The organism is Pseudomonas sp. 30_B (assembly GCF_017491605.1).
GTDB lineage: Bacteria > Pseudomonadota > Gammaproteobacteria > Pseudomonadales > Pseudomonadaceae > Pseudomonas.
In genome coordinates this window covers 43531-55720 of sequence record NZ_JAFGYY010000015.1, presented here as the reverse complement: position 1 = coordinate 55720, position 12190 = coordinate 43531, and the positions used below count along the sequence as shown (strand labels likewise).

Genomic DNA, 12190 nt, shown 5'->3' with positions numbered 1-12190 from the left:
GGCGACGCGTGGGCGTCAGGCGCCGGGACTGATGAATAGGTGGTGCAGCTGACGGATCAGGTCGTGGATGCACCAGTGTCCGGAGGGCCAGTGGCGGGTCGGTGCGTGGGCGGAAGTCGCCAGCACGGCGAACGCGAGGCCCAGGCCGGCGCGCCAGGCGCTAAGGCGCCGACGCGCCGACATCGCCGTAGACCCGCTCGATACGGCCCCAGGCATCGCTGACCTGGGCCAGGGCCTGGAGGTACTGGTCGCGGGCGGTGATCAGGGTGCGCTGGGCGTCGAGCACTTCGAGGAAGCCGAACTTGCCCATCTCGAAGCCGCGGGTGGCGCTTTCCACGGCGGTCTGCGCGCTGGGCAGGATGGTGCTGCGGAAGGCGCTCACCTCCACCTGCGCCGTGCTCCATTGCTGCAGCGCCTGCTGGGTTTCCTGGCGCAGGCGCAGCTCGGTGGCGTTGCGCAGGTCGCGCGCCTGGTCGGCGCGGCGGGCCTCGGCGAGGATGTTGCCCTGGTTACGGTCGAACAGCGGCAGCGGCATGCTCAGGCCGATCACCGCGATGCGATCGCTCCTGCCATCCTCGATGGCCTCCTGGCTGCCCAGGCTGACATCGAGGTCGGGGATGCGCTGGGTCTTCGCCAGATTCAGCGCCGCCTCTCCCTCCTCGATGCGGGTCTGCGCCAGGCGCATTTCCGCGCTGTCGCCCAGGCGGCGCAGCAGTTCGTCGCTGCTCGGCAGGCGTGGCAGGCGGTCGGCGACGGCGCTGCGCACGGCGCTGAAGTCCGGCGTCGGCAGGCCCATCAGGGCGGCCAGCCCCTGGTAGGCATCGGCCCGCTCGCGCCGCGCCCGCTCCTGCTCCAGACGCACTTCGGCCAGTTGCACCTGGGCGCGATTGGCCTCCAGCGGCGCCGCCTTGCCGGCGCGCACCCGGCCTTCCGCCGCCGTCAGCCCGCGCTGCGCCAGCGCCACCGACTGCTGCGCGAGGCGCTCGCGCTCCTGGGCACGCAGGGCTGCGTAGAAACCGGAGATCACCGCGCCGCGCAGTTCGTTGCGGCGCGCCTGCACGCCCAGCGCGGCAGCGTCCTGGCCGCGCTCGGCCAGGGCCACCCGCGCACCGCGCTTGCCACCCAGTTCCAGCGGCTGGCTGATGCCGATGGTGGTGGTGCGGTTGGCGGACTCGGTGCCCTCCTGCTCCCACGACAGCGTCGGGTTGGGCAGCAGCCCGGCCTGCTCGCGCAGGCCCTGGGCGATGCCGATGTCGCGGCCGCTGGCAGCCAGATCGGGGTTATTGGCGAAGGCGGCCTGCAAGGCCTCGCCGACGCCGATCTCGCGGCCCTGGGCCAGGCTGCCGAACAGCAGCAGGCCGAGCATCCAACCGCCTCTCGCCGGCCAACGGAAAACGCCTCCAGAACGACTCGAACGCACAGTGAACCTCACACGGTGGATTTAACTTCGACGGCGCACCGTCATTTCCACCGGCGAATCTAGAAGCGTCTCTCTAGCGACAAGGTGACTGGATAATTACAAACATGTAATTGGCCAGCCGGCTCATTCTCGTTGTATGTATTTAAAAAGGACTCCGCGCATTTCCATGTAACTTCAGGAAACAATTGGCAAGTTTCAATCGCTCTTCATCCGCCCTTGAAAACCCATCTAACTCAGTAGCTTACAGAATCAATTCGCAACACTTCGCACACCACCGGCACTGTTGACCCTGAAGTCGCTACAGCTTCTAGACTGCGCGCCCTGTGCCAGCGGCGACGAACTTTCCTGCCTGCCTGAAATAGCGCAGCGCCATTATTCAAGTCATTACCGGATAACTCACCCATGAAAATCCTGCTCATCGAGGACGACCACAAGACGGCCGATTATCTGCAACAGGGACTGAGCGAAAGCGGTTATGTGGTCGACCGCGCCGACAACGGCGTCGACGGCCTGCACCTGGCCCGGCAGTGCGCCTACGACCTGATCATCCTGGATGTGAACCTGCCGCAGATGGATGGCTGGGACGTGCTCGCCAGCCTGCGCGAGCACAGCGACATCCGGGTAATGATGCTCACCGCCCGTGGTCGTCTGACCGAACGGGTCAAAGGCTTCGACCTGGGCGCCGACGACTACCTGCTCAAGCCCTTCGAATTCCCCGAACTGCTGGCGCGGATACGCTCGCTGCTGCGCCGCAGCGAGCGCATCGAGCAGCCGCAGGTGTTGCAGATCGGCGGGCTGGAGCTCGACCCCGGCCGTCACCGCGCCTACCGCGACAACCAGCGCATCGACCTGACCAGCAAGGAGTTCGCCCTGCTGCACCTGCTGATGAGCCGCAGCGGCGAAGTGCTCTCGCGCACCCAGATCATCTCGCTGGTGTGGGACATGAACTTCGACTGCGACACCAACGTGGTGGAAGTCACGGTGCGCCGCCTGCGGGCGAAGATCGACGATCCCTTCGCCGACAAGCTGATCCACACCCTGCGCGGCGTCGGCTATGTGCTGGAGGCGCGAACATGAGACCGGCCAGCCTGTCGTTGCGCATCGGCCTGTGGGTCGGCCTGCTCGGCTCGGTGCTGATGCTCCTGCTGGTGGCGCTCGCCTACCTCGCGCTCGATCACCAGCTGGACGTCCGCGCCGCGCGGGCGCTGGAAGACAAGCTGGGGCAACTGCGCCACAGTCTCGACGTGGACCCCGGCCTCGCCGCGCTGCCCCTGCGCGGCTACGCGCTGAAGGACCAGTTGATGGGGCACGACAACCTGAGTGCCGCGCTGCTGGAAATGCGGCACGGCCAGCCGGCGCTGTTCAGCAGCGGCCGGGAGGCGGACCTGGCCACCCTGGATGATTTCGCCGGCAACGGCCGGCCCTTCAGCTGGAACACCGAGGACGGCCGGCGACTGCTGACCGGGCGCAACCAGGTGCCGCTGCGCGACGGCAACAGGGTACGGGTTTTCCTGACCCTGGATCGGCGCGACGACGACGCCCTGCTCGGCGCCTTCCTGCGCTCCGCCTTGCTGGCGATGCCGCCGCTGCTGCTGCTGATCGCCTTTGGCGCGCGGGTGGTGGCCAAACGCGGCCTGCAACCCTTGCGGCGCTTCGGCAAGGTCGCCTCGATGGTCTCCACCGAGGACCTCAGCCACCGCATGCCGGTGCAGCGCCTGCCCCGCGAGCTGGGCGACACCGCGCGGGCGCTGAACCTGATGCTGCACCGGCTGGACAATGGCGTGCAGCAGCTCACCCAGTTCTCGGACGACCTCGCCCACGAGTTGCGCTCGCCGATCGGCAACCTGCTGGGCAAGGCCCAGGTGACGCTGTCGCGGCCACGGGAGAAGGCGGAATACGAAGCCGTGCTGGCCTCGGGCATCGAGGAGCTGGAACGGGTCACGCGCATCGTCAGCGACATGCTGTTCCTGGCCCAGGTCAGCCACCCCAAGGCGCTGCTGCCGAGGGAGCCGGTGCGGCTGGATGAAGAAGCGCGCAAGGTCGCCGAACTGTTCGCCTTCAGCGCCGAGGAGAAGACCCAGTCGATCGAGATCGACGGCCACGGCCGGGTGCTGGGCGACCGCCTGATGATCCAGCGCGCCATTTCCAACCTGCTGTCCAACGCCATCCGCCATACATCAGAAGGAGGGCGCATCCGGGTGCGAATCGAAGGCGATCAGGAAGCGGTCGTGCTGCAGGTGGAGAATCCTGGCGCGGGTATCGCGCCGCAGCACCTGGAACACCTGTTCGAGCGTTTCTACCGGGTGGACAAGGGCCGCTCGCGCGCCGACGGCGGCACCGGGCTGGGGCTGGCCATCGTGCGTTCGATCATGGAGCTGCACCAGGGCACGGCCAGCGCCGAGAGTTCGGTGGAAGGCCCGACGCGTTTCCGCCTGGCCTTTCCACCCCTGCCCGAATGAGTCATGCCGGCCCTGCTCAGCGGGTGGTGCGACAGGCCACCCGCTCGGCGCGGTACTCGACGGTCTGCAGGTCGCCGAAGGAGTCTTCGTAGCGCATCTGCACCGGCACCACGCCGCAGTCGCTGCTCATGGGCGTCACCGCCACCACCTTGGCGATGTCCAGGTTCATGCCGTAGGTGTACTGCTTCACCTCGGCCATCTGCTCCGGGCTCGGCTGGTTCGCTTTCATTACCAGCAGGCGAGCCTGCTCCATGCGGGCGAAGGTGATGTCGCCGCCGCCATCGGCCAGCGCGAGGGAGGAAGTGCCCAGCAGGGCGGTGAGCAGGAGTACTCGTTGCAGTTTCATGGCAGTCACCTCGTCGGTGTGTTGGGAACGACTCCACCATAAGGCGCCGCCTCTAACAGCAAGCTGAGGCGAGCATGACGATTCGGTAATCCAACAGCATCGGTCGTTGACCTTCCCCCATGGGAAGGCCCTACACTGCTCACCATGACTCGCCGTCTGCGTCTGCTCATCGTCCTGCTGCTCAGCCTTGCGCTTCCCCTCACCGGGATGGCGGGCATCGAGGCGCCGACAGAACCCTGCCCGATGCAGAGCATGGGCATGGGCCAGATGGCGGGCATGGACCAGGACTGCTGCCAGGACATGGGCAAGATGGCCCAGCACGGCAAGAAGGACTGCAAGAGTGGGCAGGAGTGCAAGACTGGCAGCCTGCTGCAGGTCAGTATCCTGAAGACCGCGCCTCCCTCCCTCACGCTCCCGCGCCCCGCGCCGTACACCGATCCGATTCTCAGCCAGGCACCCTCCGAGCTCTGGCGACCTCCCTGCGCCTGATTCCTCCCCCGATCTGAACCCTGCCCGCGGCCCTGACGGCTGCCGGGTGGCTTGCGCTCATGCGCTGGTTTTCCAGAGGAATCCTCACCGTGACTCACGTCCGACTCCACCCCGGCTGGCTGCTGCTCGCGCTGCTGCCGGGCCTGTCGGCGCAGGCTGCGTCCCTGTCATTGGACGACGCCCTGTTGCTGGCCGAACACAACGCCCCTTCCCTGCTCGCCCAGAGCGAGAAAATCTCGGCGGCGAAAAGCGCCGCCATCCCCGCCGGAGAGCTGCCCGACCCCAAGCTCAACCTGGGTCTGCAGAACGTCCCCATCGAGGGCGACGAGCGCTGGACCACCCAGCGCGACAACATGTCCATGCAGGTGGTCGGCCTGATGCAGGAAATGCCCAACGGCGACAAGCGCAAGGCGCGCATCGAGACCGCCCAGGCCGCCGTCGAACGCGCCGACGCCGAAGCCGGCGTCGAGCGCCTGAAGGTCCGCAGCGCCTCGGCCCAGGCCTGGATCGCCGCCTATACGCTGCAACGCAAGTTGGCGATGTTCGATGACTTCTACCGCGAGAACCGCCTGCTGGATGCCACCGTTCGCGCACGCCTGGCCGGTGGAAGCGCGAGCACGGTCGATGCGGTGGCGCCGCGCCAGGAAGCGGCGCTGCTGGACGAGCAGAAGGACGACCTGCTGCGCCAGGAAACCCAGGCGCGGGCGGCGCTCAAGCGCTGGATCGGCCAGGACGCGCCAAAGTCGCTGAGCGGCGACTTTCCGCACTGGTCCATCGACGCCTCCCACTCGCTGCAACAGCTGCACCAGCACCCGGAACTCGCCGCTTACGGACCCATGACCCGCGAGGCCGAAGCCCTGGTGCGCGAGGCCGTGGCCGAGAAGAAACCGGACTGGAGCTGGGAGGTGGACTACCAGCGCCGTGGCCGCGAGTTCGGCGACATGATGACGCTGCAGGTGAGCTTCGACCTGCCGCTGTTCACCGGCACTCGCCAGGACCCGAAGATCGCCGCGCGACGCGCCCAGGTGCGCCAGCTGGAAGCCGAGCGCGAGGCGCTGGCCCGCGAACACGAGCAGGCGCTGGAGGACGATCTGGCCGAATACCGGCGGCTGCAACGCGCCGTCGAGCGCAGCAGCGGCACCCTGGTGCCGCTGGCCGAGGAGAAGGTGCGCCTGGCCACCGCCGGCTACCGCGCCAGCAAGACCAGCCTCGACGAGGTGGTCAGCGCCCGCCAGCAACTGGTCGAGGCGCGGCTCAAGCAGATCGACCTGCAAGGCTCCCTGGCACAGATCGCAGCACGCCTCTACTTCACCTACGAGGAGGGACGCGCATGAGCCGCTTCCCCTGGAATACCTCCGCGCTTTTGGTTCTCACCCTGGCCATCGGAGGCGCCGGCGGCTACTGGCTGGCCCGGAAAGCCCAGGCACAGGCCTCGGTGGCTGCAGCCGCCACGGAACGCAAACCGCTCTACTGGTACGACCCGATGGTCCCGCAGCAACACTTCGATGCGCCGGGCAAGTCGCCGTTCATGGACATGCAACTGGTGCCGAAATACGCGGACTCCGACGGCGATACGGCGGCCATCCGCATCGAACCCGGCATCCAGCAGAACCTCGGCATGCGCCTGGCCACGGTCAGCCTCGGCAAGCTCGACCGCACGCTGCAGGTCACCGGCCTGCTGACCTTCAACGACCGCGACGTGGCGCTGCTGCAGGCGCGCGCCGGCGGCTTCGTCGAACGCACCTATGCCCTGGCGCCGGGCGATGTGGTGAAGGCCGGCGCGCCGGTCGCGGACATCCTGGTTCCGGAGTGGGCCGGCTTGCAGGAGGAATACCTCGCCCTGCGCAGCACCTCGGAGCCGGCACTGCTGGCGGCGGCGCGGCAACGCCTGCTGCTGGCGGGCATGCCCGCGACGCTGGTCGAGCAGCTCGCGCGAAGCGGTCGCGCACGCCCGGTGATCACTCTGACCTCACCGATTGCCGGAGTCATCCGCGAGCTGGACGTACGCACCGGCATGACCCTGGCTGCCGGCGCACCGCTGGCGCGGATCAACGGCCTGGGCCAGGTCTGGCTGGAAGCGGCGGTACCCGAGACCCAGGCGGCAGGGCTCAAGGTCGGCCAGGCGGTCGATGCCCGTCTGCCGGCATTCCCCGATCGCCCGGTGACCGGCACCCTGGCCAGCATCCTGCCGGAGAACGACCAGCAGAGCCGCACCCTGCGCCTGCGCATCGAGCTGCCCAACGCCGACGGCCAGCTGCGCCCCGGCATGACCGCCCAGGTCAGCCTCGACCTGGCCGGGCAGAGCGCCGTGCTGCAAATCCCCAGCGAAGCGGTGATCCGCACCGGCAAGCGCAACCTGGTGATGCTGGCCGAGGACCAGGGTCGGTTCCGCCCCGTGGAGGTCCGACTCGGCCAGGAGAACGGCGGCCTGGTGGCGGTCCTGCAGGGTTTGCAGGAAGGCCAACGGGTGGTCGCCTCCGGCCAGTTCCTGATCGATTCGGAAGCCAGCCTGAAAGGCATCGAGGCACGCACGGTGGACGAGTCCGCAGCGACGATGACGAAGCCCGCCGTGCATGAAGCGGATGGCCGCATCGTGGAGATCACGGCGCAAGGCATGACCATCAGCCACGGCCCGTTCAACACCCTGGGCATGCCGGGCATGACCATGACCTTCGCCCTCGCCCGCCCCGAACTGGCAGAGGGACTCAAGCCCGGCGACCGCATCCGCTTCGGCGTCAGCCAGGGCGATGCGGGGCTGGTGATCGAGCAGGTCCGCAAGCAGGAGCAACAGCCATGATCGCGAAGCTCATCCGCTGGTCGGTGGCCAACCGCTTCCTGGTCCTGCTGGCCACGCTGTTCATCGTCGCCTGGGGCCTCTGGTCGCTGCGCAGTACGCCGATCGATGCCCTGCCGGACCTCTCCGACGTGCAGGTGATCATCCGCACCAGCTATCCGGGACAGGCGCCGCAGATCGTCGAGAACCAGGTCACCTACCCGCTGGCCACCACCATGCTGTCGGTGCCCGGCGCGAAGACCGTGCGCGGATTCTCCTCCTTCGGCGACAGCTTCGTCTACGTGCTGTTCGAGGACGGCACCGACCTCTACTGGGCGCGCTCGCGGGTGCTGGAGTACCTGAACCAGGTGCAGTCGCGCCTGCCGCCCACGGCGAAGACGGCGCTCGGCCCGGACGCCACCGGCGTGGGCTGGATCTACCAGTACGCCCTGGTGGATCGCAGCGGCAGGCATGACCTCGCCCAGCTGCGCGGCCTGCAGGACTGGTTCCTCAAGTACGAGCTGAAGACGGTGCCGGACGTGGCCGAGGTCGCCACCGTGGGCGGCATGGTCAAGCAGTACCAGGTGTTGCTCGACCCGGTGCGCCTCGCCAGCCTGGGCATTACTCAGGGCCAGGTGATCGAGGCCATCGGCAAGGCCAACCAGGAAACCGGCGGCGGCGTGCTCGAACTCGGTGAGGCGGAGTTCATGGTGCGCGCCTCGGGCTACCTGAAGACCCTCGCCGACTTCCGCGCGATTCCCCTGCGCCTGGCCGCCAACGGCAGCCCGGTGACCCTGGGCGATGTCGCCAGCATCCAGCTCGGCCCGGAAATGCGCCGGGGCATCGGCGAGCTGGATGGCGAAGGCGAAGCGGTGGGCGGGGTGATCGTCCTGCGCAACGGCAAGAACGCCCGCGAAGCCATCCTCCGGGTGAAGGACAAGCTGGAGTCGCTGAAGAAGAGCCTGCCCGAGGGCGTGGAGATCGTCACCACCTACGACCGCAGCCAGCTGATCGACCGCGCGGTGTCCAACCTCAGCCACAAGCTGATCGAGGAGTTCCTCGTGGTGGCGCTGGTCTGCGCGGCCTTCCTCTGGCACCTGCGCTCGTCGCTGGTGGCCATCGTCTCGCTGCCGGTGGGCGTGCTGATCGCGCTGATCGTCATGCGCCACCAGGGGATCAACGCCAACATCATGTCCCTGGGTGGCATTGCCATCGCCATCGGCGCGATGGTCGACGCGGCGGTGGTGATGATCGAGAACGCACACAAGCGCGTCGAGGCCTGGCAGGAGAAACACCCCGGCACGCCGCTGGTGGGCGAGCAGCACTGGAAGGTGATGACCGAGGCGGCCGCCGAGGTCGGGCCGGCGCTGTTCTTCAGCCTGCTGATCATCACCCTGTCGTTCATCCCGGTGTTCACCCTGCAGGCGCAGGAGGGCCGGCTGTTCGGCCCGCTGGCGTTCACCAAGACCTACGCCATGGCCGGCGCCGCGGGGCTTTCCGTGACCCTGGTGCCGGTGCTGATGGGCTACTGGATTCGCGGGCGCCTGCCCTCGGAGCAGCGCAACCCGCTCAACCGCTGGCTGATCCGGCTCTACCAGCCGGCGCTGGATGCGGTGCTGCGCCGGCCGCGCATGACGCTGGCAGCCGCGGTGCTGGTCTTCCTCTCCGGGCTGTGGCCGCTGTCCCATCTGGGCGGCGAGTTCCTCCCGCCGCTGGACGAAGGCGACCTGCTGTACATGCCCTCGGCCCTGCCCGGCCTCTCCGCGCAGAAGGCCTCGGAGCTGCTGCAGAGCACCGACCGTCTGATCAGGAGCGTACCGGAGGTCACCAGCGTGTTCGGCAAGGCCGGGCGCGCCGAGTCGGCCACCGACCCGGCGCCGCTGGAGATGTTCGAGACCACCATCCGTTTCAAGCCGAAGGATGAGTGGCGGCCGGGCATGACCAGCGAAAAGCTGGTGGAGGAGCTGGACCGCGTGGTGAAGGTGCCCGGCCTGACCAACATCTGGATTCCGCCGATCCGCAACCGCATCGACATGCTCGCCACCGGCATCAAGAGCCCCATCGGGGTGAAGATCGCCGGCACCGACCTGGCCGAGATCGACCGCGCCACCCAGGCGGTGGAACGGGTGGCCAAGGGCATTCCGGGCGTGACCTCGGCACTGGCCGAACGCCTCACCGGCGGGCGCTACATCGACGTCGACATCGACCGCCAGGCGGCGGCCCGCTACGGCATGAACATCGCCGACGTGCAGGCCATCGTCAGCAGCGCCATCGGCGGGGAGAACGTCGGCGAAACGGTGGAAGGCCTCGCCCGCTACCCGATCAACGTGCGCTACCCGCGCGAGTGGCGCGACTCGGTCGATGCGCTGCAGCAGTTGCCGATTTACACCGCCCAGGGCGGCCAGATCACCCTCGGCAGCGTGGCGCGGGTGCGCATCAGCGAAGGCCCGCCGATGCTCAAGAGCGAGAATGCCCGCCTCTCCGGCTGGGTCTACGTCGACGTGCGCGGCCGCGACCTGGCCTCTGTGGTGGCGGACCTGCGCCATGCGGTGGAGCGCGACGTGAAGCTCGCGCCGGGCATGAGCCTGAGCTACTCCGGCCAGTTCGAATACCTGGAACGCGCCAACGCCCGGCTCAAGCTGGTGGTGCCGGCGACCCTGGCGATCATCTTCGTGCTGCTCTACCTGACCTTCGGCCGTTTCGACGAGGCCCTGCTGATCATGGCCACCCTGCCCTTCGCCCTCACCGGCGGCGTGTGGCTGCTGTACCTGATGGGTTTCAACCTGTCGGTGGCCACCGGGGTCGGCTTCATCGCCCTGGCCGGGGTCGCGGCGGAGTTCGGGGTGATCATGCTGGTCTACCTGAAGAACGCCTGGGCCGAACGCCGGGACGCCAGCGGTCCCGACGCGCTGCTCGCGTCCATCCGCGAAGGCGCTGTGCAGCGCGTGCGGCCCAAGGCCATGACCGTGGCCGTGATAGTCGCCGGCCTGCTGCCGATCCTCTGGAGCAGCGGCACCGGCAGCGAGGTGATGAGCCGCATCGCCGTGCCCATGGTCGGCGGCATGATCACCGCCCCGCTGCTCTCCCTGTTCGTCATTCCCGCCGCCTACTGGCTGATGCGCCGTCGTCAGTCGCACCTGGCAACCCAATCCCACACTGGAGAAATCGCATGAAAACCCCATTGGTCGCCGCCGGCGCCCTGCTGTGCGCCCTGTCCTTTGCCGCCACCGCCGAGGACATGCCCGGCATGAAGATGGATGGCATGAGCATGGACGGTATGAACATGGAAAGCCCCAAGGCCGCCCCGACCGCCAGCGCGGAAGGCACCATCAAGGCCATCGACGGCGAGCGCCACACCGTCACCCTCGCCCACGGCCCGGTAGCGGCCCTGAAATGGCCGCCCATGACCATGGCGTTCAAGACCGCGCCGGGCCAACTGGATAGCCTGCAGGTCGGCGACAAGGTCGACTTCGAGTTCAGCAACGGCAACGGCGGCGCCTCGATCCTGAGCATTCGCAAGCAGTGATCCGGCAGTGAACGGAAACCTGTCTGTCGCACCCGCGGCGGACAGGTTTCGCCGAAACACTGCCTGATGTGCACGCCGGACTTTTATTCAATTAAATTTAGATAATATTAGATTTATATTCCTACAGGTTATCAGATAGACCGATTCATTCTTTCTCGGGAGCCCCTCCTTCCTGCGATATTCGGCATCGCCAGCGGGCCACCCCCGCGGCTCTACGGCGGGCCTCTCACACCCTGAACGCCCGCTCTCGATCATCAGGAAGCACGCCCCACTGGCGCGCTCCGACTGGAGCAGGACATCCATGAAGAAACTCACTGCCGTTACCGCCCTCGCCCTGGCCGTGCTCTCCGGCCTCGCCCACGCCGACCGCCTGGAAGACATCAAGAAATCCGGCGTGCTGCGCGTCGCCGCCTTCGACAGCAACCCGCCGTTCGGCTTCGTCGACGCCAAGAGCAAGCAGATCGAAGGCCTGGACGTGGACTACGCCAAGGCCCTGGCCGACAAGCTCGGCGTGAAGCTGCAGGTGCTGCCGACCAACCCCGCCAACCGCATTCCGCTGCTGACCGCCAACAAGGTGGACCTGGTGCTGGCCAACTTCACCATTACCCCGGAGCGCGCCCAGCAGGTCGACTTCAGCATTCCGTACTTCGCTTCCGGCCAGCAGTTCATCGTCAAGAAGGGCAGCCTGAAAGCGCCGGAAGAGCTGAACAAATGGCGCGTCGGCGTGGACAAGGGCACGGTCAACGAAGGCGTGCTGCGGGAGAAATTCCCCGGCGCCAAGGTTATCGCCTACGACGACACGCCCTTCGCCTTCACCGCCCTGCGCAACGGCCAGGTCCAGGCCATCACCCAGGACGGCCCGAAGCTGATCGGCCTGCTGGCCAATGTGCCGGACAAGGACAAGTACGAAGTGCCGCCCTTCACCATCTCCAATGACCTGATCGGCGTCGGCATTCCCAAGGGCGAGACGGCCCTGACTGAGTTCGTCAACCAGAGCCTCACGGACCTGGAGGCGAGCGGCCAGGCACAGACCATCTACGACACCTGGTTCGGCCCGGACACCAAGACGCCCCTGGCGCGCCTGTACAAGATCGGCGACAAGAGCTGATCCCACCGCATAGACCGCACCCGCGCACGCCCCACTCCGTGGGGCGTTGCCGTTCTTCCCCCTGATGGA

At 67.5% G+C, this 12190-nt stretch carries 11 protein-coding genes; 8 read left to right on the top strand and 3 right to left on the bottom strand.

Annotation, left to right across the window (positions count from 1 at the left end):
- Positions 1-15: 15 nt before the first annotated feature.
- Positions 16-183 (bottom strand): hypothetical protein, encoded by a 168-nt coding sequence (locus J5M67_RS17545; RefSeq protein ID WP_207886614.1) that lies wholly within the window; start codon positions 181-183, stop codon positions 16-18.
- Positions 161-1366 (bottom strand): TolC family protein, encoded by a 1206-nt coding sequence (locus J5M67_RS17540; protein WP_207886613.1) that lies wholly within the window; start codon positions 1364-1366, stop codon positions 161-163. Before J5M67_RS17540 ends, J5M67_RS17545 begins: the two co-directional genes overlap by 23 nt.
- 456 nt (positions 1367-1822) lie before the next feature.
- On the opposite strand from J5M67_RS17540, the gene J5M67_RS17535 reads away from it, so the two are divergent.
- Together J5M67_RS17535 and J5M67_RS17530 are read left to right on the top strand one after the other, a co-directional pair.
- The gene (locus J5M67_RS17535; protein WP_207886612.1) at positions 1823-2497 is read left to right on the top strand and encodes a heavy metal response regulator transcription factor; all 675 of its coding nucleotides are present in this window, start codon (positions 1823-1825) and stop codon (positions 2495-2497) included.
- Entirely contained in the window at positions 2494-3879 is a 1386-nt protein-coding gene (locus J5M67_RS17530; RefSeq protein ID WP_207886611.1) for a heavy metal sensor histidine kinase, read from the top strand. Before J5M67_RS17535 ends, J5M67_RS17530 begins: the two co-directional genes overlap by 4 nt.
- A gap of 16 nt (positions 3880-3895) precedes the next feature.
- On the opposite strand, the gene J5M67_RS17525 is transcribed toward J5M67_RS17530, so the two are convergent.
- Positions 3896-4225 carry a DUF2790 domain-containing protein gene (locus J5M67_RS17525; protein ID WP_207886610.1) on the bottom strand — a complete coding sequence of 110 codons (330 nt, stop codon included), beginning with the start codon at positions 4223-4225 and terminating at the stop codon, positions 3896-3898.
- Between the two features lie 144 nt (positions 4226-4369).
- Between J5M67_RS17525 and J5M67_RS17520 the strand changes: the two genes are divergently transcribed.
- From J5M67_RS17520 to J5M67_RS17495, 6 genes are all read left to right on the top strand, one after another.
- Positions 4370-4714, top strand: a complete 345-nt coding sequence (locus J5M67_RS17520; RefSeq protein WP_207886609.1) for a hypothetical protein — start codon at positions 4370-4372, stop codon at positions 4712-4714.
- An 89-nt stretch (positions 4715-4803) separates the two neighbouring features.
- Positions 4804-6048: a TolC family protein gene (locus J5M67_RS17515; protein ID WP_207886608.1), complete on the top strand. Its 1245-nt coding sequence runs from the start codon at positions 4804-4806 to the stop codon at positions 6046-6048.
- Positions 6045-7511 carry an efflux RND transporter periplasmic adaptor subunit gene (locus J5M67_RS17510; protein ID WP_207886607.1) on the top strand — a complete coding sequence of 489 codons (1467 nt, stop codon included), beginning with the start codon at positions 6045-6047 and terminating at the stop codon, positions 7509-7511. Before J5M67_RS17515 ends, J5M67_RS17510 begins: the two co-directional genes overlap by 4 nt.
- A complete protein-coding gene (locus J5M67_RS17505; RefSeq protein ID WP_207886606.1) occupies positions 7508-10660 on the top strand; it encodes an efflux RND transporter permease subunit in 3153 nt (1050 codons plus the stop codon). The genes J5M67_RS17510 and J5M67_RS17505 overlap by 4 nt, the downstream gene beginning before the upstream one ends.
- Positions 10657-11013 carry a copper-binding protein gene (locus J5M67_RS17500; RefSeq protein ID WP_207886605.1) on the top strand — a complete coding sequence of 119 codons (357 nt, stop codon included), beginning with the start codon at positions 10657-10659 and terminating at the stop codon, positions 11011-11013. The genes J5M67_RS17505 and J5M67_RS17500 overlap by 4 nt, the downstream gene beginning before the upstream one ends.
- Positions 11014-11314: 301 nt before the next feature.
- Positions 11315-12121 carry an ABC transporter substrate-binding protein gene (locus J5M67_RS17495; RefSeq protein ID WP_207886604.1) on the top strand — a complete coding sequence of 269 codons (807 nt, stop codon included), beginning with the start codon at positions 11315-11317 and terminating at the stop codon, positions 12119-12121.
- Positions 12122-12190 lie beyond the last annotated feature (69 nt).